The sequence below is a fragment of the Halopiger thermotolerans genome (assembly GCF_054654555.1).
This window is the reverse complement of the sequence record NZ_BAAIEU010000004.1, coordinates 2,215,912-2,236,265: the sequence shown is the minus strand read 5'-3', so window position 1 is coordinate 2,236,265 and position 20,354 is coordinate 2,215,912. Positions and strand designations below refer to the sequence as shown.

The 20,354-nt window shown below is 64.5% G+C and carries 21 protein-coding genes, 2 tRNA genes and 1 pseudogene; 10 read left to right on the top strand and 14 right to left on the bottom strand.

Going from position 1 to position 20,354, the window contains the following annotated elements:
* Nucleotides 1-8: 8 nt before the first annotated feature.
* On the top strand, nt 9-419 hold the full coding sequence (locus ACYQ26_RS18910) for a CBS domain-containing protein (protein WP_459810433.1): 411 nt from the start codon (nt 9-11) through the stop codon (nt 417-419).
* Between the two features lie 23 nt (nt 420-442).
* Here ACYQ26_RS18910 and ACYQ26_RS18905 read toward each other — a convergent pair whose 3' ends face one another.
* A complete protein-coding gene (locus ACYQ26_RS18905) occupies nt 443-859 on the bottom strand; it encodes a hypothetical protein (RefSeq protein WP_459810432.1) in 417 nt (138 codons plus the stop codon).
* Between the two features lie 151 nt (nt 860-1,010).
* Between ACYQ26_RS18905 and ACYQ26_RS18900 the strand changes: the two genes are divergently transcribed.
* Complete coding sequence (locus ACYQ26_RS18900; protein WP_459810431.1) at nt 1,011-1,343, top strand: hypothetical protein; 333 nt, start codon at nt 1,011-1,013, stop codon at nt 1,341-1,343.
* A 128-nt stretch (nt 1,344-1,471) separates the two neighbouring features.
* Here ACYQ26_RS18900 and ACYQ26_RS18895 read toward each other — a convergent pair whose 3' ends face one another.
* The 3 genes and pseudogenes from ACYQ26_RS18895 to ACYQ26_RS18885 all read right to left on the bottom strand — a co-directional run bounded on the left by ACYQ26_RS18895 (nt 1,472) and on the right by ACYQ26_RS18885 (nt 3,729).
* The gene (locus ACYQ26_RS18895) at nt 1,472-2,101 is read right to left on the bottom strand and encodes a DsbA family oxidoreductase (RefSeq protein WP_459810430.1); all 630 of its coding nucleotides are present in this window, start codon (nt 2,099-2,101) and stop codon (nt 1,472-1,474) included.
* A 969-nt stretch (nt 2,102-3,070) separates the two neighbouring features.
* Nucleotides 3,071-3,445 (bottom strand): DUF7344 domain-containing protein, encoded by a 375-nt coding sequence (locus ACYQ26_RS18890; protein ID WP_459810429.1) that lies wholly within the window; start codon nt 3,443-3,445, stop codon nt 3,071-3,073.
* 30 nt (nt 3,446-3,475) lie between these two features.
* A pseudogene (locus tag ACYQ26_RS18885) lies at nt 3,476-3,729 on the bottom strand (DUF7692 domain-containing protein).
* Nucleotides 3,730-4,035: 306 nt separating this feature from the next.
* Between ACYQ26_RS18885 and ACYQ26_RS18880 the strand changes: the two are divergent.
* Nucleotides 4,036-5,883, top strand: a complete 1,848-nt coding sequence (locus ACYQ26_RS18880; protein WP_459810428.1) for a DUF4365 domain-containing protein — start codon at nt 4,036-4,038, stop codon at nt 5,881-5,883.
* A gap of 472 nt (nt 5,884-6,355) precedes the next feature.
* On the opposite strand, the gene ACYQ26_RS18875 is transcribed toward ACYQ26_RS18880, so the two are convergent.
* From ACYQ26_RS18875 to ACYQ26_RS18830, 10 genes are all read right to left on the bottom strand, one after another.
* A tRNA-Ala gene (locus ACYQ26_RS18875) sits at nt 6,356-6,427 on the bottom strand.
* A gap of 109 nt (nt 6,428-6,536) precedes the next feature.
* A complete protein-coding gene (locus ACYQ26_RS18870) occupies nt 6,537-7,694 on the bottom strand; it encodes a M48 family metallopeptidase (RefSeq protein ID WP_459810427.1) in 1,158 nt (385 codons plus the stop codon).
* Nucleotides 7,695-7,796: 102 nt separating this feature from the next.
* Nucleotides 7,797-8,519 carry a rhomboid family intramembrane serine protease gene (locus ACYQ26_RS18865; RefSeq protein ID WP_459810426.1) on the bottom strand — a complete coding sequence of 241 codons (723 nt, stop codon included), beginning with the start codon at nt 8,517-8,519 and terminating at the stop codon, nt 7,797-7,799.
* Between the two features lie 245 nt (nt 8,520-8,764).
* On the bottom strand, nt 8,765-9,073 hold the full coding sequence (gene rpsJ / locus ACYQ26_RS18860; protein ID WP_004215311.1) for a 30S ribosomal protein S10: 309 nt from the start codon (nt 9,071-9,073) through the stop codon (nt 8,765-8,767).
* Nucleotides 9,074-9,076: 3 nt separating this feature from the next.
* Nucleotides 9,077-10,345, bottom strand: a complete 1,269-nt coding sequence (tuf, locus tag ACYQ26_RS18855; protein ID WP_459810425.1) for a translation elongation factor EF-1 subunit alpha — start codon at nt 10,343-10,345, stop codon at nt 9,077-9,079.
* Between the two features lie 300 nt (nt 10,346-10,645).
* Nucleotides 10,646-11,593 (bottom strand): homoserine dehydrogenase, encoded by a 948-nt coding sequence (locus ACYQ26_RS18850; protein WP_459810424.1) that lies wholly within the window; start codon nt 11,591-11,593, stop codon nt 10,646-10,648.
* Entirely contained in the window at nt 11,590-12,171 is a 582-nt protein-coding gene (locus ACYQ26_RS18845; RefSeq protein WP_459810423.1) for an amino acid-binding protein, read from the bottom strand. The genes ACYQ26_RS18850 and ACYQ26_RS18845 overlap by 4 nt, the downstream gene beginning before the upstream one ends.
* 289 nt (nt 12,172-12,460) lie before the next feature.
* Nucleotides 12,461-12,838, bottom strand: coding sequence for a NifU family protein (locus ACYQ26_RS18840; RefSeq protein WP_459810422.1), 378 nt, complete (start codon nt 12,836-12,838; stop codon nt 12,461-12,463).
* Nucleotides 12,839-12,950: 112 nt separating this feature from the next.
* Nucleotides 12,951-13,574, bottom strand: coding sequence for a DUF7978 family protein (locus ACYQ26_RS18835; RefSeq protein WP_459810421.1), 624 nt, complete (start codon nt 13,572-13,574; stop codon nt 12,951-12,953).
* On the bottom strand, nt 13,574-14,137 hold the full coding sequence (locus ACYQ26_RS18830) for a hypothetical protein (RefSeq protein WP_459810420.1): 564 nt from the start codon (nt 14,135-14,137) through the stop codon (nt 13,574-13,576). Before ACYQ26_RS18830 ends, ACYQ26_RS18835 begins: the two co-directional genes overlap by 1 nt.
* Before the next feature lie 193 nt (nt 14,138-14,330).
* Here ACYQ26_RS18830 and ribH point away from each other — a divergent pair, with 193 nt between their 5' ends.
* From ribH to ACYQ26_RS18795, 7 genes are all read left to right on the top strand, one after another.
* Complete coding sequence (gene ribH / locus ACYQ26_RS18825; protein ID WP_459810419.1) at nt 14,331-14,777, top strand: 6,7-dimethyl-8-ribityllumazine synthase; 447 nt, start codon at nt 14,331-14,333, stop codon at nt 14,775-14,777.
* A 48-nt stretch (nt 14,778-14,825) separates the two neighbouring features.
* Complete coding sequence (locus ACYQ26_RS18820; RefSeq protein ID WP_459810418.1) at nt 14,826-15,974, top strand: pyridoxal phosphate-dependent aminotransferase; 1,149 nt, start codon at nt 14,826-14,828, stop codon at nt 15,972-15,974.
* 103 nt (nt 15,975-16,077) lie between these two features.
* Nucleotides 16,078-16,815: an HNH endonuclease gene (locus ACYQ26_RS18815; RefSeq protein WP_459810417.1), complete on the top strand. Its 738-nt coding sequence runs from the start codon at nt 16,078-16,080 to the stop codon at nt 16,813-16,815.
* A gap of 34 nt (nt 16,816-16,849) precedes the next feature.
* Nucleotides 16,850-16,922: transfer RNA gene (locus ACYQ26_RS18810), tRNA-Gln, on the top strand.
* Nucleotides 16,923-17,090: 168 nt separating this feature from the next.
* A complete protein-coding gene (locus ACYQ26_RS18805; protein WP_459810416.1) occupies nt 17,091-18,206 on the top strand; it encodes a guanosine monophosphate reductase in 1,116 nt (371 codons plus the stop codon).
* Between the two features lie 138 nt (nt 18,207-18,344).
* Nucleotides 18,345-19,514: a 5-(carboxyamino)imidazole ribonucleotide synthase gene (locus tag ACYQ26_RS18800; protein ID WP_459810415.1), complete on the top strand. Its 1,170-nt coding sequence runs from the start codon at nt 18,345-18,347 to the stop codon at nt 19,512-19,514.
* A 12-nt stretch (nt 19,515-19,526) separates the two neighbouring features.
* The gene (locus tag ACYQ26_RS18795; RefSeq protein ID WP_459810414.1) at nt 19,527-20,165 is read left to right on the top strand and encodes an AIR carboxylase family protein; all 639 of its coding nucleotides are present in this window, start codon (nt 19,527-19,529) and stop codon (nt 20,163-20,165) included.
* The last annotated feature ends 189 nt before the right edge of the window (nt 20,166-20,354 follow it).

The window sequence follows — 20,354 nt, the reverse complement described above, 5'->3', positions numbered from 1 at the left end:
CGACGAGTATGGAGGACATTTTCGTCGCGCGAGTCATGTCCACGTCGCTGCACACGGTCAGCCCGGACACGCTCGTCGAGGACGCGGGACAGCTCATGCTCGAGAACGGTATCGGCTCCGTCATCGTCGTCGGGGAGAACAACGAACTCGAGGGGATTCTGACGACGACGGACTTCGTCGACATCGTCGCGCAGAGCCATCCGAAGGCGGAGACGACCGTCGAACGGTACATGACCGAGGACGTCGTGACGGCCTCGGCGCAGGACGGCATCCGCGACGTCGCGGATACGATGATCGAGCACGGGTTCAAGCACCTGCCCGTCGTCGACGAGGACGAGGGCGTCATCGGCATGGTCTCGACGACGGACCTGGCGTCGTACCTCTCGCGCGTCCGGTCGCCGAGCCCCGTCGACGAGTAACGCGTTCGGTCAGTTTCGCGGTTCTACTCCTCGCCGCCGTCCGCATCCGACCCGTCCATCCACCGGACGGTCTCGTCCAGTCGGTCCCGCAGCGTGCGGGCCTCTGCCGGCGTGAGTTCGACGTCCGCGTGGCCCGTCCCGTGGTCGCCGGCCATCGCGTCAAGGCTTAGAATCACGCGGTGGTCGTCCTCGTTCTCGCCCTCGCCCTCGCGCTCGCTCTCCGGGCGGACCGACACGTCCGCTCGGTCCGGATAATCCCGCGGCGGGCCGATCTCGAGGTCGTGCTCGCCGCGGGTGACGCCGACGCGAACGCGCTCGGGACATGCGAGATCGAGCGCGTCCGTCGGATCCTCCTCGAGCGCCCAGTCGTCGGCGCCGGGATCGGCGTCGGATTCGTGGCCGCGGCCGGGATCGCGGTCGGTGTGGCTCTCGTCGGGCATGTGTAAGCGTTAGCGTGCGACACTCTTGGGTGTACTCCCGGTCCCCGCGCGGTGAGAGTCAGGTCGGCGATCCGTCACGTGATCCTGATCCTACACGTGCCGTGACTTCCACCGGAATTAATACTACTCGACTCACAACCGGTGGTCGAGAATGGCCGACCAACCTCCATCGCCGCCGACCCCGACAACTGACACACAGGTCTCCGCCGACGACGATCGGATCCTCGCGACGACCGCGCAACTCGCGCGGACCGTCGAGGAGACGCTCGGCGTCTCCCTCGAGCCGTCGACGCTCGAGGAGCTATTGCTCGAACTGGATCGGCAAGCGTACGTCGAGTGGGTGACCGTCACCCGAACCGGCGACTACGTCTGGGACCTCTCGGAGTCGCCCGATCGGATCGCCGACGCGGTCGCCGAGGCCGTCGTCGCGCGGATCGACGACTGGCTCGCCGACCGCGCCGGCGCGCGCGACGGCTCGGCGTAGTTCGGACTCCCGGACCGACGTCTTCTCGAGGCGATTCGATCGCCGCGTGCGGTGACGTCCGCGAAGCTCCGGTTGATCGAACGCGGGTTCGTCCGCGGTGTGTCTCCGGCCGACGCGGCACCGGCGCCTTACGCGCCTTCGATCAGCCGCTCCAACTGCTCCGGCGGGACCGCGCCGCGGGCCGCGTGCTCGCCCGAAATGAACGTCGGAACGCCCGTGATTCCGGTCTGCTGTGCGTCCGTAAACGCCGCCTCGAGTTCGTCGGCGCTCTCCTCGTCGGACAGCGTCTCCGCGACGAAGCCGTCCGGCAGGCCCGCGTCGGCGGCGAGATCCTCGAGGACGTCGCGCTCGCCGATGTCGCGGCCCTCGCGCCAGAGCGCGTCGAAGACGCCGCGGTGGAAGTCCTCGAACGCGTCGGGGTGTGCGTCGGCCGCGCGCCAGGCGACGCGCTGGGCGTCGTAGGAGTCTACCTCCTTCGCGAGGGACTGGGCTAGTTCGACGTCGTACCGATCGGCCAGTCGCTCGACGTTTTGCTTCGCTTGCTCGTAGTACTCGTCGTCCTTGCCGTTGTCGACGTCGTGGTCGATCTCGCCGTCCGGCCCGCGCTGCTGGGCGCGCAGATCGAAGGGGTGCCAGTCGGTCGCCAGCGGCTCGTCGCGCTGGTCCCGGTATAGGTCGAGCGATTCGTACCCCAGGAAGCAGAACGGACAGACGTAATCGGCGTACACGAGCACGGCGTCGGCGGTCTGTTGGCTCATACGAGCCGCTTGGGAGGGCCGACACAAAACCCCGTTGCTGGAGCCGTGCGGAGTCGCGGCGGCCGTGGCGGGCACGACGGGGACGGGATCGGCCCCGCCGTCGATCGCCGGAACCTTCTCTCGGCGGTGATTGCCAAGCGAGGGACGAAAGGGGTTGATACTGCTGGGTCGCCTGGTCCCTCCGGGGGTGATCTCCCTGGTCGACCGCAATCGCCTCGTGGCCATTTGCGAACAGTGCGGGGCAGCGTACGCAGCGAAGGTACTCGCCGACGGGACGCTCCGCCCGATCGGCGTCGAATCCTGTTCCTGCGGCTGTTCCGAGTTTCGCCCGCTGCGGTGATCGGGCCGCACCTGCGGCGCTGCACGCAGCGGCCCGCCATTTTCTGGCCGTCCGACGGCTCATCCGGCCGGCGCGCTCGTGTAGCGAACCGCCGCGGCCCGGTCGCGCGAGCCAAAGATATTGGGACGTGAACTGAACGGTCTCGAAGCGCTAGATTCGCGCGCCGGATGTTCGCTCGCTGTCCCGAATGCGATGGCGGGTTGGGGGAACAACTCGACAAGTACGTCTCCGGCGGGGAGACGATCGTCGACTTCGAGTGTCCGAACTGCGGCCACGAGTGGTCGCTCTCGCTGTAAGCCGGCTCGTATTCTTTTGGCTCGTTTCGGCCGTCGGTTGCCGTGGACTCGACTCCTCCCTTCCAACCGCTGAACCGGCTGTACTGCCACAGGAGGCGGTGCTTCCGCACTTCATCGGAGCGGTGGACGCCCATCGAGAGCCTCGGTCGCTCTCGAGCGGACCGGGGAGCACGTCGGTCAGTTCGAGAACGGAATCCGGTCGGGATCGAGCGTCTTGCGCTCGAGCATTCGAACGGGCAGCCGGGTACGGCGACGTCTCTCGCGCGTATCACGAGAAGCGACGGCGACGCGACGGCTGGCGACGTCCGAGCCGCAGACGTACCGTCTCGAGATTCAGTCCACGGTAAGATCGCTCACTCGTTCGTACGCCGTTTCGAGGCGTTCGTTTTCGTGATACCGGATCGTTTGACTTCGAATGTCGTAGTCGATGACGCCAGCGTCGGCCATCTTCGGAAGGTGGTGGTGCTGGAGATCCACCTGAACGTCGTCGTGGTTCGGTTGCCTACCCTGTTTCCGCCCGATTTCCAGTATCGTGTATTCGGTCGCTTCTTCGAACGATCCGACGTTCTCAGGTTGGTCCCATAGATATTCGAGGAGGTAGCGACGACGCTGATTCGCCAGAATGTCGAGAATAGCGTCCAGCGACAACGGAATTTCGTGCAGCGATTGTTCTCCTGACCCGTCCGACGGACTGTTATCGGGAGGCATTCACACTCACGCCATGGCCACACAGATTCTCTACACGGAAAGATTTCCGCCGCGCAGGTTCGTGGTGTCGACCTCGCATTCGTTCCATGCTGACAGCGTTTCGGCCATCGGCCAGCGCTGCTCGTGCGGGAGTTCGTCCCTCGAGGACCTGACGTACAGCTGTGACGAGGGACGTCTTCACAGGCCGAAACGACGACCTTCGTCTTGTTACAATCGTAGAAATCGGCTGCTCGCTCGATTGCATCCTCGCGGTAGGTGTAGTCGCCGTCGGTTCGAATTCGCATCCTCGTACACGACCCCGAAAATCCTAGTTATTTCGATTCACTGGACCGGCCCATACAGCCCAAAGTCAGGGTATTTCTGTCACTCTACCAGAGCGGTTGACGGAGCGTCAGGGCGATCGCCGAGCAATATGCATACGGCGCTACTCGACTCGTGTGCACATTCGGGAGATGGGTTCTGTCGACGTGCAACCTCAGGGGGAGTCATCTCAAAGAGATTCTTAACATGGTATCTAGTATTATGAGAAGGTAAGAGAGTCGTCGGATAGTGACCATAGATTTACATCCATTGTGGATAGTCAACCACCAATGGCTGACCAAGAGGATGAAAAAACCAGGCCAGCTGCCTATCCGGACTCCGATGCGGAAGAGCAGGCGACAATTGAGATTCTTGAGCAGGCCTTTAATAGCGAGGTGAAGTCACATCTTGATTCCCGGGATAAAGTTCCAAATCATGATGGCTATCTAGAGATTCTTGACTCTGATGGGAGTCCCACCGGACGGTTGGTTGTTCAAGTGAAAAAGTTACCAAAAGGGAAGGATGATCCACCCCGTAAACAGGTTGACACTCGGCATTTAGCATATTTTCGAGCCTTGGCGGACCCATTTCTTCTTCTACTGGTAGATATTGAGCAGAATATTGGTTATTGGAAACACATCACCCAAGAATGGTTTGAAGACGAGGGACTAGACTCTCAAGAGTCAAAAGTTGTGAGGGTCCCTAGCGAAAACCGCATCCAGAAAGGGGAGTCAGATTACATATCTGAATGGAGGAATATAATTGAAGAAACTCAAAAGAAAATAAGAGATTATGAAAAGTACGAGAAGTTAAGGAGGCGCTCAAACCCAGCGATAGGGCGCGAAAAAGAGCACTTCGCTTCTATCCATACTTTTCTAGATAGTTACCATGATTTACTAGAGAACCGATTTCACTCGCTAAAAGAGGAGCAATATCCCAACGTCTGGAAATTCGGATTTGGGAGTATACAATACACGGAGAATTCTCTACACTACACACTCTATCCTATTTATAGAACCGAAAACGATGCACAAATTCGAGAAATAGATTCGTCTTGGGACGAGATCCAGAACTTAGGTAGTTCTCGACGCCGAGGAATCCCTCAAGATAACCCTCTTGAAAGAAACCCAGAGAGGTTCGCTTACAACGTTCTTCGTAGCGAAGTTAAAAATCAAATCAGAGACCGAAACTTGGACTTCTCAAAAAACACTTTCCTCGCCGAGGAGTATGTATATTCATTTGTTGATAAGTACGCTGAGCTATTGGGTTTAGAAAAACAGGAGACATATCATGTCGATGAGGTCAGAGAAGGTTACTATCGCTATCTTCAATTTTGGCTAGCTGAAGACATTGGACCTATTCTTGAGGAACATGGTGTCGACAGCGTTGGTGTTCATATCGAGGGTTATCTTGATTCAGATATAGATAAAATGAATGATAAGAGGCATACAGTGGCGAGGGAACAAACAAAGGAAACATCCAGCGACCCTCCCCGAATCCGTATACATGGCCCTGACTTTGACCAAGAATTGCTTGAAAGACTGCTTGATGTACTGGTTGAGTCTCCCAAACAAGAATTAAGTCCCCAATTTAGAGGAGAAGATCTAATGCGTGAGGATGTGGATGAGGTGGACTCTGTGTGGGATTTGTACTCTGATGAGGTGCTATTAGAGAACATAAAAAATTACTATAATAATTTCCCGAAGGAGTTCAAGCAGCTAATATCTGAGAACTACGGCGTGAGCTTTGCAGAATTAGACTATCCACCTTCTAACCATCTGATTGTCGTGCTTGATATATCCGGTGTAAAAGGGGAGATTAGGGGAGGCGGCTGGACTGTCAAGAAATACTGGGTTGAGTCAGGTAATGAAGAGGAGATGCGCGTAGATATCTATGAGCATACGGATGAGGAGGTGCCGGAAGTGGGTGATAACCCGTTTGAATCGTTCCGGTATAGAGGCACAGAGCCTGATGTAGTGAGAATGTCGCGCGGCAGCGCTTACTCGGAATTTGGAGACGTAATTCGCAGATCTTCATTGCTTGAAGAAGTGTTGGACAAGGCCAGAAGGGAGCTGGACTCGTATTTGCGGGATAGGGAAGAACGGATACAGCATCCCGCAATAGGGGATATGACCTGAATGCAGTCCCTCTCTGTTCCCGTTTCCTATTGAACTGAACAAAGCAGTGCGGTGTATTTTGATGGAGTGGCCTTAGCAACACCCCTAACGGGGAACCCGACGGCCCCCGTCGTGGTTCCCCGTCAGGCGTGGCCGGGGCTTGTCCCCGGCCACCCTACCGCGCGCGCCGATCGGGGCACGATCCGGCCCTATTGCACGGTGAAATCAGTGAAATAAGCGTGTGATAATAGTGTTGCCACTGGCCGACCACCCGCTACAGCCAGCGCCAAGCTGTGCTCTTCCCGCGCCGGTTGTAGCCCTCAATCTGTAATTATCGCTAACCGTGGGATAGCGACCGGAGGACTCCGAGAAATCACGAACACTCAACCGGCAAGAGGTGCCGAACGACGGACCGAATACACGGTTCTAACCGTCAAGTGGATTTAAGTAAAAGCCCCATCGTAGGAGGATTACCGAACGCGCGTAGCGCGAGTGGACTCGCCGGGATTTGAACCCGGGGCCTCTTCCTTGCGAAGGAAGCGATCTGCCACTGATCTACGAGCCCTCGCCCCTTTCTAACTCGGGTTTGTATTTGTACCTTGTGTTTCGTCACAGTATCGTGAATGCCATGCACAGGCTTGCTTCCTCGTGCGGGCGTGCCGACGATCACCGGATCACGACGCCGCCAACCGCTGTAGCCGACGAATCCGTGCCTCCGTCGACGGATGCGTCCGAAACGGCCCCGACCCCTCCTCCTCGAGCGCCGGCGGAAGGATATCCAGCGCGACCACCGATCGCTCCCACTCCCGCAGGTCCGTCGTCGGCTTCCGTCTGGCGTCGGCCAGCGTCTCGAGCGCGCTGGCCAGCGCGGCGGGCGACGCGAGCGCGGCCGCGCCGGCGTCGGCGTGCCACTCCCGGCCCCGCGAGAGGACGGCGACGCCGAACTGGCCGTACCGTTTCAACCCGCGGAAGAGGGCGTTCCAGAACAGATCAGCCGGATCGCTCGAGTCGCGCTCGATCCAGTCGTCGGCGATGAGCACCGGCACGATCGCGGCGGCCACGAGCCGCCCGTCGAGGTTCGCCAGGTGGCTGACCTCGTGGGCCAGCACGGCCTCGAGTTCGTCGTCCGCGAGGCGTTCGCACAGCCCCGTCGAGACCACGACGACGGCCGATTCGCCGCTCCCGAGGGAGAACGACTCCGGCCGGTCGGCGTCGGTGACGTACACCTCGGGCGCGGGCACGCTCGCGAGCTGGGCGAGTCGCCGAACCGCGGCCTCGAGGTCCGGGTCGGCCTCTGCGGCGGGGACGCTGTCGGCGACCAGCTGCGACCGGAGATCGCGAACCTCTCGACGCGCGCCGGCGACCAACAGCGCGACGACGAGCAGGCCGCTCGTCCCGAGGCCGAGCAGAACCCGCTCGATCGGCGAGAGGACGGCGGCGACCGCGGACGTCGCCGCGGCGCTGCCCTCGACGATCGCGAGGTACAGACAGCCAAGCACCGCTCCCGTCGCGACCAGCGACGGGACGGTCGGCTGGAACAGGTGCTCGACGGGCGTATAGCGGGTGAGCAGCGGCCACCAGTTGAGGACGACGACCAGCGCGAGCGCGGTCAGAAGCGCCGCGGCCGGTGCCGAGACGGCCGTCACGTCGCTAATCGTGGGCAGCCCCGCGAGGAACTCGAGCCCGGTGGCGAGCCAGTCCCAGGCGGCGAGTCCTACCAGCCCGCCACAGAGCCCGCCGATCAGCGCGACGGCGATCGACAGCGTCGCGAGCACGCCACACGCAATCCCCATCCGAACGAGCAGCGAGCAGCGAAGCCGAAGATCGTTCATCGAATCTAACCTGTTGGCTACCGAGACAGAACGCGTGCAAAAACCTTCCGCCCTCGGCAGCCGACGGGCCGTCCCGACGCCGCAGCCGCGCGAGCGCCCGGCTCACGCCGCCCGGCTCACGCCTCGAGCCCCGACCTGCAACACGCGGAGCCGACCGGCGAGCAGGCCGACCAGGAAGCCGGTGAAGTGCGCCAGCAGGGCGACGCCCGGCGCGGCGGTCGCCAGCGTGACCGCGATCGCGAGCCCCAGAAAGACCAGCGCCGAGACCCAGTCGGGGACGTCGACGAACGAGGCCAGGCCGGTCGCGAGCCGGTTCGAGGCGATCAGGTAGCCCAGCAGCGCGAAGACGGCACCGCTGGCCCCGAGCACGGGTCGAACCGCGAACCAGTTCCCGACGAACGGCAGTCCGGCGAACGCGCCGCTGAGGACGATCTGCGAGACGCCGGCGATCGCGCCCGTCGCGGCGAAGAAGGCGTGAAAGCGGAGCCGCGTCGTCGCCCGCGCGACCGGCCAGCCGAAGACGACCAGCGCGACGCTGTTCGAGACCAGGTGACCGACGTTGCCGTGGGCGTAGACGCTCGTGACGATCGTCCACGGGTTCGTCGTCAGCGGGGGCGCGAGGACGAACAGGCTGGCCATCACGCCGACGCCGATCAGCGCCGTCAGGCTTTGCAGCGCGAAGACGAGCACGAAAATCCCAAGCAGGTCGACGACGGGACTGCCCGAGTTCGAGGTCCCGTCGGCCCCGCGGGTCCGGTCAGTCCCGTCGGGAGCTGGCCCCGATCGGGAACCCTGACGGGATCGCGAACGCGGTCGATTCGCCATACCGACTACTGGGACGGGACGGACCAAAAGTCCCCTCGACGGTGCGTCTCTCGTCGACTCGAGGGACGACTTCCGCGACTCGCAGGGCTCCCGGCCGTCTCGCTGTCGGGATGACTGTCACTGTTCTGTCCGACGGACGCGCCGCTCGAGCGGGCGCAAAATAACGCGATGAAAGTGGAACGTACTGATCCCGGAGCCGAAAGCGAACCGCGATCGGCTCTCGGTCTCGATGCGCCTCGAGTCCGTTAGTCCTCGAGGACGATCTCGATCGAGACGTCGTTCGGCACCTGAATGCGCATGAGCTGTCGGAGTGCGCGTTCGTCGGCGTCCAGATCGATCAGGCGCTTGTGGACGCGCATCTCCCAGTGCTCCCACGTGGCGGTGCCCTCGCCGTCAGGCGACTTCCGGGTCGGCACCTCGAGGGTCTTCGTCGGCAGCGGGATCGGACCGCTCAGGTTGACGCCGGTGTTGTTCGCGATCTCGCGGACGTCGTCGCAGATGTCGTCCAGGTCGTCGGGACTCGTGCCCGCGAGTCGAACGCGTGCCTGCTGCATTTATTACTTCTCGTTGACCTCGAGGACCTTGCCGGCCGCGATGGTCTGACCCATGTCGCGGATGGCGAAGCTCCCGAGCTCGGGGATCTCGCTGGACGGCTCGATGCTGAGCGGCTTCTGCGGTCGGATGGTGACGACCGCGGCGTCGCCCGACTGGATGAAGTCGGGGTCTTCCTCGGCGACCTCGCCGCTCGAGGGGTCCATCTTCTTGTCGATGGACTCGATGGTACAGGCGACCTGAGCCGTGTGAGCGTGGAAGACCGGCGTGTAACCCGCCGTGATCACGGACGGGTGCTGCATGACGACGATCTGTGCCTGGAAGGTCTCGGCGACGGACGGCGGGTCGTCTGCGGGACCGCAGACGTCACCGCGGCGGATATCGTCCTTGCCGATGCCGCGGACGTTGAACCCGACGTTGTCTCCGGGTTCCGCCTTCGGCACTTCCTCGTGGTGCATCTCGATCGTCTTGACCTCGCCGCCGACGTCGGACGGCTGGAAGACGACGTCGTCGCCGGTGTTCATGACGCCGGTCTCGATACGTCCGACGGGGACGGTACCGATACCGGAGATCGTGTAGACGTCCTGGATCGGGAGTCGCAGCGGCGCGTCCGTCGGCGGCTCCGGCTCGGGCAGGTCGTTCAGGGCCTCGAGCAGGATTTCGCCGTCGTACCACGGCGTGTTGTCGGACTCCTCGGCGATGTTGTCGCCCTCGAAGGCCGAGATCGGGATGAACGAGGCGTCGTCCGTGTTGAACTGGACCTGCTGGAGGAGCTGGTTGACCTCCTCGACGACCTCGTTGTACGTCGACTCCTCGTAGTCGACGACGTCCATCTTGTTGATGCCGATGATGAGCTCGTCGATACCGAGGGTACGAGCCAGGAAGACGTGCTCCTGGGTCTGGGGCGCGACGCCGTCGTCAGCGGCGACGACGAGGACGGCGTTGTCCGCCTGGGACGCGCCCGTGATCATGTTCTTGACGAAGTCGCGGTGACCAGGACAGTCGACGATGGTGAAGTAGTATTCGTCGGTGTCGAATTCCTGGTGGGCGATGTCGATGGTGACGCCACGCTCTCGCTCCTCGGCGAGGTTGTCCATCACATAGGCGAACTCGAAGCCGCCCTTACCCTTCTCTTCGGCTTCTTCGCGGTGCTGTTCGATGACGTGCTCGGGTACGCTCCCCGTCTCGTAGAGGAGTCGTCCCACGAGCGTACTCTTCCCGTGGTCCACGTGGCCGATGATGGCCAGGTTCTGGTGCGGTTTGTCTTCGCTCATTGTTGTAGCTCACGCGCAGAGGCGCTTATATCGGTCTCTTTCGCTCGTTGCGGTTAAAACCATTTCGAAAGCGTATTCAGGTGATCCCGGCGCCTGCTTGCGGTTTGTGTCACATCCACACGCGATCGCAGCACGATCGGAGCGGTCGTTGGCGGGATCACTGCACCCCTACTAAGACTCGAGTCGGCAAGACGTTGGCGGATCTCGAGCAGGGCGAGAGGGGGCGATCGAACGAATGGCGTCGGGGTCAGGGTCCGACGCAGTCGGACTAAGTGGAGAAGAAGGCGAGACCGACGAACGTTACAGTTCGGGGAGCCGGCCGACGTCCGAGAGCACCGCCGTCGCCGTCTCGGGGCCGCCCGCGCCGCGGCCGCTCGAGTGCAGGGAGCCGGCGTTCTTGGTTTCGATCTGGACGATGTTTCGCGTGCCCGTGACTGCGAGGGGCCCGTTCTCGGGCACCAGCCGCGGGGCCACGCGGACGCCCTCGCGGGTCGCTTCGCCGATGAGCCGGATGGTCCGGCCGTCCTCAGCCGCGAGGTCGAGCGCGCTGCCTGGGATGTTCTGGATGCCGGTGACGTCGGCGTCCTCGAGCGCGAAGCCGCCGTCGGCGAGCACGTTCGCGAGGATGACGAACTTCAGGGCGGCGTCGGTGCCGTCGACGTCGAAGGTCGGGTCGGCCTCGGCGACGCCCAAGTCCTGGGCTTCCGCGAGGACGTGCTCGTAGTCGAGTCCCTCCGCGGCCATGCGCGTGAGAATGAAGTTCGCGGTGCCGTTGAGGACGCCTCGAACCGCCGTCACGGCCTGGGGCGTACTGTCCTCGATCGTCGACAGCACCGGAATCGCACCGCCGACGGTCGCCTCGAAGCGGATCGACCCCGCGCTGTCGGCCTCGAGGGCCCGCAGTTCCTCGTAGCGCTCGGCGACCGGACCCTTGTTCGCGAGGACGACGTGTCGGTCCGCCTCGAGGGCGCGCTGGACGTGCGAGAAGCCGGGCTCGGCGTCGCCCAGCGTCGTCGGCGTCGCCTCGACGAGGACGTCGTAGTCGGTCTCGAAGACGTCCTCGGGGTCGGCGGTGCCGACGGACTCGCCGCCGACCTTGCGCTCGAGGACCGATTCGACGTCGATACCGTCCGGGTCGACGGCGGCGGACGTCGAGTCCGCGAGCGCGACGACCTCGTGGCCGTACTCGCCGGCGAGGTCCGCGACCGAGCGGCCCACGTCGCCGGCGCCGAGAATTGCGAGTTTCATTGAGCGTCACCTCCGAGCAGCGGTTCGACGACGGTCAGTTCCTTGTCCGCGCCGATCGAGCGGATCGTTTCGAGGGTCTCCTCGGCCTCGCCGGAGTCGATGGCGAGCCGCAGGCGCGCGCTCGAGACGTTCTCGGTGCCTTCGGGCGTCGAGAGCGAGAGGTCGAGCACGGCGGCGCTGGCCTCCTCCTGAATGCGGTCGAGGGTGTGCGAGAGGTCGGTATCGACGAGGTGGCCGACCAGCACGACGCTGATCTCCTCCTCGTAGCGGTCGGCGCCGGCCTGAATGACGTTCACGCCGGCGTCGCGCAGCGCCTCGACGATGTCCTCGAATCGGTCGGGCGGGCACTCGAGGTCGACCTCGACGGGGATGTGCCCGCGCGGCGTGATGTTGCCGCGCTCGTGGTGAATGCTCAGGAGGTTGCCGCCGTTCTCGGCGATCGGGGAGAGGGCCCGCAGCAGCTCGCCCGGCTCGTCGACGAGCTCGAGGCGGACGGTGTAGGCTCGTACGCCGCCGTCCGTTTCGGGTTCGGTGGCCTCGTCCTCGCCGTCGTCGGGGACGGCTGGCTCATCGACCATCGCGCTCACCTCCGGCACCGGCTTGCGGACGTCCACACGTCGTCATGGTGTACGACTCCGTAATTGGAGCGTAAAAGGATATAGGAGTTCCCAAAACTCACCGGCCCTGTCAACGTGGCACGCGGTCTCGCGCGCCCGATCACGCAGTAGCGGGGACGCACCGGGCTCGAGGACGGACGTCGAGAAGCGTCGGAAGGGGAACGCTGGCCGCAGCTAGTATGGTTCGACGCGGCTACGCGCGCAGCGCGACGAAAGAACCGACCGGACGGATCGAAACCTGACCGGACCGCTACAGGTGGTCTTTGCCCGGATTCGACGAGCCCCAGTCGCCGCGGCCGCCCTCCGTTCGATCCACGCCCATGATCGATTCGGGTTGTTCGGGGCCGCCGAGGCTGTCGCGGGCGTCCGGCACGCGAACCGTCACCTCGTCGATCTCGGGCCACTTGATCAGTTCGGCCTCGATGTTGCCCGTCGTCACGTCGCTGACCGAACACCCCTTGCAGCCGCCGCCGAGTTCGATTACGACCTCGCCGGTCTCGGGGTCGGCCTTCCGGACGGCGCTCGTCCCGCCGTGCATCTGGATGATCGGCATCTCGCGGCTGAGCCAGGTCTCGACGCGCTCTTTGAGCGATCCGTCCGCGTCGGTATCGGCGTCGGATTCAGTCATCGTCCGCTCTAGCCGCTCGAGCGCCGAATAGGTTTGGTTACGATACCCACGGTTAATCATTCACGACCGGCGAGCGTCGAAAACGGACGAAAAGCGAATTCGGCCGCGCCGACTACCGAGCGTTGCGGATCCGGTCGGCGACGATCGAACCGACGGCGCCGCCGACGCCCGCACAGACCGCGGGGAAGAGCAGTCCGGCGAGGACGACGGCGGGGAGCGCGTCCGGGCCGCCGGTGGCGTTCCCGAGGGTGACCTCGAAGAGGAAGACGCCCGCGACGGTGACGATGAGGTAGCCGGGCAGCGCGGTCAGTCCGGCGAGCAGTCCGTCCGTCGGCGCCGGCGAACCCCGGTACACCGCGAGCGCGAGTCCGGCGACGAACAGCGTCGCGACCGGCACCGCGTACAGGGCGACGGTGAAGCCGCCCTCGCCGCCGATGGACGACGTCGCGCGGCTCCCGAGTAGCGGGACGTTCCGGAACACCGTCTCGACCAGGTGGCCGTTGTAGAACACCCAGCCGACCATCTCGTAGGTGGCTGGCTCGCCGTCGAACGCCTCGATCATCCGCTGGAGCGGCGACTCGCGGACGTCGTTCGCGACGAGCAGGTAGGTGACGGCGTAGCCGACGAGCCAGGCGCCGACCCCGGCGGCCGCGCCCTCGAGGACGGGGAGGCCGGTTTCGGTCGCGGCCTCGTCGGTCGTCTCGGGGGCATCGGTGTCGGAAGTGGGGAACGACATCAGCGGTCACCTCCCTCGGCGGCCGCAGCGGTTCCGTCGGCGTTGCCCTCCCGCGCGGACTCGGTCCGCGTCACCTTGTCGGCGAGGAGTTCGGCGATCGGATCGAGCGAGACGTACAGCCGCGCCGCGAGGATGCCGAGCGGCGGCAGCGAGAGCGCGAGGAAGACGACGTCGTACACCCAGGTGCCGCCCTCGAGCAGGGGCACGATCGCGGGGGCCAGTCCGCGGTGGGCGATAAGCACCGCGACGAGGACGACGAACAGGTGGACGATCGACGCGACGTCGTCGACGACGGCCTCGGGGCCGTCGACGGTCGATCGCACGAGGTCCGCGAGCGCGGGGGCGAGGAACAACAGGAGGCCGACGGCCGTAACGGTCGCGACGACGCTCGCGAGCGCGGCGAACGTGATCGGCGTGCCCGGGACGAGCCGGCCGATCCCGGGGAGCAGCGAGGCGAGATAGAGCAGGCCGATCAGCGAGAGGGTCGCGAGCAGCAGCTTGCTGACCGACTGTACCGTATCGCGGTCGACGCCAGCGGGGGTCGTGTAGCGGTCGAGACTCATTGCAGTCGTCGGTGAGGACCGATTAGTCAAATAAGCAAACGGTCGTCAACGGCATTTTCTCTCGTTTACCGACGTTTTACGGCGTTTCATTCCCGTTCGAGGCGGTGTCTCGCGGTGCAGGCTCGGGTCCGATGGCTGGTCGTCGCCTTCGAAAAGCGGCACCTCTTTTACCTCCCCTCTCCACGCCACCCATATGACCGCGCTCGGATTAGTGGTCGCGGAGTTCAACCGCCCGGTCACCGAGCAGATGGAGCAGGCGGCCCTCGAGGCCGCCGGCGACGCAGGCGCCGAGGTGTACGAGACGGTTCAGGTTCCGGGGGCGTACGACGCGCCGCTGGCCGCCGACCGGCTCGCGCGCCGCGCCGAGGTCGACGCCGTCGCCGTCGTCGGCGCCATCATCACCGGCGACACCGACCACGACCAGGTGATCGGCGACGCGATCGCCCAGCGGCTCACCGACGTGAGCCTCGAGCGCGACACCCCCGTGACGCTCGGCGTGACGGGTCCCGGCATGTCCGCCGCCGAAGCGCGCGAGCGCGTCGAGAACGCGGCCACAGCCGTCGAGAGCGCGCTCGATCTGGTTTCGGAGCTGCCGGCTCCCGATTCCGACGCCGGCACCGGCGCCGACGCCGATCAGTAGACAGTAGACCGTACGACGCTACCGCTACCCACAACGACAACGACACCCATGACGATGGAATTCACCGACCGCGTAACCCGAGTCGAACCGTCCGCAACGCTTGCCATCTCCGCCCTCGCGACCAAACTCGAGAACGAGGGCGCCGACATCGTCGACCTCTCGGTCGGCGAACCCGACTTCCCGACACCCGAAAACATCGTCGAGGCCGGGAAAGACGCGATGGACGCCGGCCACACCGGCTACACCACCTCCGCCGGCATCCTCGAGCTCCGCGAGGCCATCGTCGACAAGCTGGCCGCGGACGGCCTCGAGCACACCACCGACGAGGTCATCGTCACGCCCGGCGCGAAGCAGGCGCTGTACGAGATCGTCCAGTCGCTCGTCGAGGACGGCGACGAGGTCGTCCTGCTCGACCCCGCGTGGGTCTCCTACGAGGCGATGGTCAAGATGGCCGGCGGCTCGCTGACGCGAGTCGATCTCTCGGACTCGGACTTCCAGCTCGAGCCCGCGCTGGACGACCTCGCCGAGGCCGTCTCCGACGAGACCGAGCTGCTGATCGTCAACTCCCCGTCGAACCCCACCGGCGCCGTCTACTCCGACGCGGCCCTCGAGGGTGTGCGCGACCTCGCGGTCGAACACGACGTCACCGTCATCTCGGACGAGATCTACAAGGAGATCACCTACGGTGTCGAGCCCACGAGCCTCGGTACCTTCGACGGGATGGCCGACCGCACCATCACGGTCAACGGCTTCTCGAAGGCCTACTCGATGACCGGCTGGCGGCTGGGCTACTTCGCCGGCCCCGAGGAGCTGATCGACCAGGCCGGCAAGCTCCACAGCCACTCCGTCTCCTCCGCGGTGAACTTCGTCCAGCACGCCGGCATCGAGGCCCTCGAGAACACCGACACCGCCGTCGAGGAGATGGTCGAGGCCTTCGAGGACCGGCGCGACCTCGTCATCGACCTGCTCGACGACCACGGCGTCGACGTCGCTGAACCCCAGGGCGCGTTCTACATGATGCTGCCCGTCGCCGACGACGATCAGGAGTGGTGTGAAGGCGCGCTCGAGGACGCTCACGTCGCCACGGTGCCCGGCAGCGCGTTCGGCACGCCCGGCTACGCCCGGATTTCCTACGCTGCCAGTGAGGAACGGCTCGAGGAAGGCATCGAACGGCTGGCCGAGGAAGGCTACCTGTAACGCGGCTGTTTTTCCGGTTCGTCTTTCGCGTCGTTTCACACCGTCTCTCCACTATGAGTGCCCCGCCCTCGAGTTTATATGCGATAGCGCAGCCAACGCCCGCATGGACTGCCCGACGTGCGGCGAATCGCTCAGTAGTGAGCGGGGAATGCGCCAGCACCACACGAAGGTGCACGGCGATCCGCTTCCGAACCGGATCTGCAGCGGGTGCGGAACCGAGTTCTACGATCCGAAGGCGCGCAGAGAGTATTGCGACGACTGCAATCCGAACGCGGGCGAGCACAACGGCAACTGGAACGACGCCAAGGAAACGACGACCTGCGAACGATGTGAAGCGACCTTCTCATACTATCCGTCGAATAAAGAGGGACGGTTCTGCTCTACCTGTGTCGAGCAAAGCGACGAGTTCCTCGGAACTCCGTACTCTGAGGTCCACGATATCGAACGGACGAAAAGAGTATGCGAATTCTGCGGTCGAATCATCGACGTGCTTCAGTCTCGAGTTGAAAAGTATCCAGTTCGATTTTGTAGCCACAAGTGCCATGCGTTGTCGCAAACCGAACGATGGTGCGACGATAGGAACGTCTATAACGGGAAATGGCGGACCACACGACGCCGAGCCTTAGACCGAGACGATCACACCTGCCAGCACTGCGGTCGATCGCGCAGCGACATCGGTCACGAACCGGATGTGCACCACCTTGTTCCCGTTCGCGATTTCGATAATCCTCAAAACGCTCATACACTGGATAACGTCATCTGTCTCTGTCGACGCTGTCACCGGTTAGCCGAAATCGGTTCGATTACGGTGTCCCCGGCGGCGGAAAACAATAACTCATAAGCCGTTACGTAGATAACTCGGACTTGCCCTTCGCAGTCCCGTGGTGTAGTGGCCAATCATATGGGCCTTTGGAGCCCATGACGGCGGTTCGAATCCGCCCGGGACTATTATCATATTTATTATACTTCCTCGAGCGCTGTAGTCTTGCATTCGAGAAGGGTCTAGTTCTGCGGAAGGTCCGCAGTACGGTCGAGCACCAAACCGCTATCACGGCCTTCGCAGAATCGGCTATATCGAGGCCTTTATCCGAATAGATCCCCGAATACAGAGGGGTCATGGACAACCTTCGCACCGGATTGAGTTACGGCGACGTGCTGCTCGTGCCGAAGCGCTCGCCCGTCGACAGCCGCAGCAACGTCGATCTCGAGACGAATTTCACACCTAGCCTCGCGCTCGAGACGCCGCTGGTTTCGGCGGCGATGGACACCGTCACGGAGACCGAGCTGGCGATCGAGCTCTCCCGGAACGGCGGTATCGGGGTTCTTCACCGGTTCCTCACGCCTGAAGAACAGGCCGACCAAGTCGAGGAAGTCAAAGCCGCCGGCGAGCGGGTCGCCGCCGCCGTCGGAATCAACGAGGACCACGTCGCGCGCAGCGCCGCCCTGGTCGAGGCCGGCGTCGACGCGCTCGTGGTCGACGTCGCCCACGGGCACTTGGAACGGACGCTCGAGGCGGTCGCGGAGATCAGCGACGAGTTCCCGGACACCGACCTGGTCGCGGGCAACGTCGCGACGCCGGCGGGGGTCGCGGATCTCGCGGCGGCCGGCGCGGACTGCGTGAAGGTCGGCATCGGTCCGGGTTCCCACTGCACGACGCGGAAAGTCGCGGGCGCCGGCGTCCCGCAGTTGACGGCCGTCGACGACTGCGCGGACGCCGCCGAGGACCTCGACGTCACCATCTGCGCCGACGGCGGGATCCGCACCTCCGGCGATGCGGTGAAGGCGCTGATGGCCGGCGCCGACACGGTGATGATGGGCAGCCTCTTCGCCGGCACCGAGGAGGCGCCCGGCGCGGTCGTCGAGGTCGACGGCACGAAGTACAAGCGCTCGCGCGGGATGGCGACCACGACGGCCGCCGAAAACCGCGACGACAAGGAGGAGAACGTCCGCGCCGACGAGGGCGTCGAGGCGCTGACGCCGTACAAGGGGCCGGTCGCCGACGTCGTCGAGGAGTTCTGCGCCGGCATCCAGTCGGGCCTGTCCTACTGCGGCGGCCACACGATTCCGGCAGCCCGCGAGAAGGCCGAGTTCATCCGCGTCGCCGACAGCGCGAAGGAACGCGAGGGGTATCACGCGGACCACGACTGGGAGGGCGTCAGCGTCGACAGCGTGGTCGACGACGCGACCTCCGGCGCCGACGACACTTCCGCACCCGCCGAGAGCGGCGACTGACGGGTATTCGACTGCGCGTTTTCCGGTCCCGCCTCGCATCCTCGAGCCGCCGGTACGACTTCGGGTTCGTCTCCCGGACGAACCCCGGATTACCGCGATTGAGAATCCTTAAGCGCTGGCGCCGAGAACCGCCGCCAAATGACGACGCTCCAGACGCCGGGTCCGACGCTCGGCGTAGTCGGCGGGGGACAGCTCGGGCGAATGCTCGCCGAGGCGGCCGCACCGCTCGGCGTCGAGGTAGTCGTGCTCGATCCGACGCCGGACTGTCCGGCCGCGCCCGTCGCGCGCGATCAGATCGTCGCGGACTTCGACGACGAGGCCGGGATCCGCGAACTCGCCGCGCGGGCGGACGTTTTGACGTTCGAAATCGAACTGGCCGATCAGGACGTCTTAGAGCGCGTCAGCGAGGATTCGGGGACGCCGGTCCACCCCAAGCCCGCGACGCTCGAGACGATCCACGACAAGCTCGTCCAGAAGCGGGAACTCGAGGACGCGGGCGTGCCGGTGCCGCCGTTCCGCGAGGTCGACGACGCCGAGGACATCCGCGAGGCGATCGACGACTACGGCGCGCCGGTCATGCTCAAGGCCCGAACCGGCGGCTACGACGGCCGCGGAAACGTCCCCGTCGAATCCAAAGACGAGGCCGACGAGGCCCTCGAGTCGGTCGCCGGCCCGGCGATGGTCGAGTCGTTCGTCGACTTCGAGCGCGAGGTCTCGGTCATCGCGGTCAAGGGGGACGACGAGACCGCCGCCTTCCCGATCGGGGAGAACGTCCACGTCGACGAGATCCTCCGGGAGACGATCGTCCCCGCGCGCTCGAGCGACGCGGCCGAGGAACGGGCCCGCGAGGTCGCCGAGGACGTCCTTGAGGTGATGGACGGGCGGGGCGTCTACGGCATCGAACTCTTCGAGACGACCGACGGCGAGATCCTGCTCAACGAGATCGCGCCGCGGCCGCACAACTCGGGCCACTGGACGATCGAGGGCGCCCACAGCTCCCAATTCGAGCAGCACGTCCGCGCCGTGTTGGGGTGGCCGCTGGCCGCGACCGACCTCCGGTCGCCGACCGTGATGACGAACCTGCTGGGCGACGTCGAGGAATCGCAGAAGGCGGCGCTGCACGGCGTCGAGAAGATCCACGAGACGCCCGCCGCGCACCTCCACTGGTACGGCAAGCGCGAGGCGCGCCCGCTGCGGAAGATGGGCCACGTCACCGTCTGCGCGCGCGACGACGAGACCGACGTCGAGGACCTGCTCGAGACGGCCCGGGCGCTCGAGGATTCCGTGACGTTCACGGCCGATCAATAGAGTGACCTATCCATGACGGACAGCGTTTCCGACCTCATCGACCGACTGCACGAGGAAGCCCAGCAGGACCGCCCCGACGAGGAAACCCCCGACGTCGGCATCGTGATGGGCAGCGACTCGGACCTCGAGACGATGATGACCGGCGGCCGCCGGCGCGGGGCCTACGACGCCTTCGTCGACGAACTCGGCTTCGCCGAGCAGACCGACTACGAGAACCCGCCGGCGGAACGGTTTACGTTCGAGACCTACGTCACCTCCGCCCATCGCACGCCGGACCTGATGACCGCCTACGCGGAGACGGCCGAGGAGCGCGGCCTCGAGGTCATCATCGCCGGCGCGGGCGGCAAGTCCGCGGACCTGCCGAACATGACCGCATCTATCGCGTACCCGCTGCCGGTCATCGGCGTGCCGGTCCAGGAGAAGTCCGTCGACAGCGTGATCGGGATGCCGACGGGCGCGCCGCTCGTGGCGGTCGACGCCGGCAAGTCGTTCAACGCCGCGCTCTCGGCGGCCCAGATCCTCGCACGACAGCACGACGAGGTTCGGGAGCGGCTGGTGTCGTACCACGAGGACCTCCGCGAGGGCGTCGGCGACGTGTCCCGCCGGCTCCACGACGAGGGGACGCCGGCGTTCCGGGACGGGGAGCAGTAGGGTCCCGTTCGAGACCGGTCGATCGCGGCCGCTTCTACGGTAAGCTCTCGTTCTTCGGTCTCGAGCGCTGTCGGCACCGTTGGGGCCGCCGGTAACGGTCGATTACCCGTTTGGTCACTTTTTGTATCGATCGGTATGGTATTAGGTCGATTAATTTAGCACGTATTAGGGCGCGGAAGCCACCGTTTG

Excerpts from the sequence above, each read along its gene's own strand:
- rpsJ (WP_004215311.1), bottom strand. The coding sequence starts at position 9,073 with ATGCAGCAGGCACGCGTTCGACTCGCGGGCACGAGTCCCGACGACCTG.
- ACYQ26_RS18850 (WP_459810424.1), bottom strand. The coding sequence starts at position 11,593 with ATGAAACTCGCAATTCTCGGCGCCGGCGACGTGGGCCGCTCGGTCGCG.
- ACYQ26_RS18905 (WP_459810432.1), bottom strand. The coding sequence starts at position 859 with ATGCCCGACGAGAGCCACACCGACCGCGATCCCGGCCGCGGCCACGAA.
- ACYQ26_RS18795 (WP_459810414.1), top strand. The coding sequence starts at position 19,527 with ATGACGGACAGCGTTTCCGACCTCATCGACCGACTGCACGAGGAAGCC.
- ACYQ26_RS18895 (WP_459810430.1), bottom strand. The coding sequence starts at position 2,101 with ATGAGCCAACAGACCGCCGACGCCGTGCTCGTGTACGCCGATTACGTC.
- ACYQ26_RS18820 (WP_459810418.1), top strand. The coding sequence starts at position 14,826 with ATGACGATGGAATTCACCGACCGCGTAACCCGAGTCGAACCGTCCGCA.
- ribH (WP_459810419.1), top strand. The coding sequence starts at position 14,331 with ATGACCGCGCTCGGATTAGTGGTCGCGGAGTTCAACCGCCCGGTCACC.
- ACYQ26_RS18865 (WP_459810426.1), bottom strand. The coding sequence starts at position 8,519 with ATGGCGAATCGACCGCGTTCGCGATCCCGTCAGGGTTCCCGATCGGGG.
- ACYQ26_RS18880 (WP_459810428.1), top strand. The coding sequence starts at position 4,036 with ATGGCTGACCAAGAGGATGAAAAAACCAGGCCAGCTGCCTATCCGGAC.
- ACYQ26_RS18805 (WP_459810416.1), top strand. The coding sequence starts at position 17,091 with ATGGACAACCTTCGCACCGGATTGAGTTACGGCGACGTGCTGCTCGTG.
- tuf (WP_459810425.1), bottom strand. The coding sequence starts at position 10,345 with ATGAGCGAAGACAAACCGCACCAGAACCTGGCCATCATCGGCCACGTG.
- ACYQ26_RS18890 (WP_459810429.1), bottom strand. The coding sequence starts at position 3,445 with ATGCCTCCCGATAACAGTCCGTCGGACGGGTCAGGAGAACAATCGCTG.
- ACYQ26_RS18900 (WP_459810431.1), top strand. The coding sequence starts at position 1,011 with ATGGCCGACCAACCTCCATCGCCGCCGACCCCGACAACTGACACACAG.
- ACYQ26_RS18830 (WP_459810420.1), bottom strand. The coding sequence starts at position 14,137 with ATGAGTCTCGACCGCTACACGACCCCCGCTGGCGTCGACCGCGATACG.
- ACYQ26_RS18840 (WP_459810422.1), bottom strand. The coding sequence starts at position 12,838 with ATGACTGAATCCGACGCCGATACCGACGCGGACGGATCGCTCAAAGAG.
- ACYQ26_RS18835 (WP_459810421.1), bottom strand. The coding sequence starts at position 13,574 with ATGTCGTTCCCCACTTCCGACACCGATGCCCCCGAGACGACCGACGAG.
- ACYQ26_RS18845 (WP_459810423.1), bottom strand. The coding sequence starts at position 12,171 with ATGGTCGATGAGCCAGCCGTCCCCGACGACGGCGAGGACGAGGCCACC.
- ACYQ26_RS18800 (WP_459810415.1), top strand. The coding sequence starts at position 18,345 with ATGACGACGCTCCAGACGCCGGGTCCGACGCTCGGCGTAGTCGGCGGG.
- ACYQ26_RS18870 (WP_459810427.1), bottom strand. The coding sequence starts at position 7,694 with ATGAACGATCTTCGGCTTCGCTGCTCGCTGCTCGTTCGGATGGGGATT.
- ACYQ26_RS18815 (WP_459810417.1), top strand. The coding sequence starts at position 16,078 with ATGGACTGCCCGACGTGCGGCGAATCGCTCAGTAGTGAGCGGGGAATG.
- ACYQ26_RS18910 (WP_459810433.1), top strand. The coding sequence starts at position 9 with ATGGAGGACATTTTCGTCGCGCGAGTCATGTCCACGTCGCTGCACACG.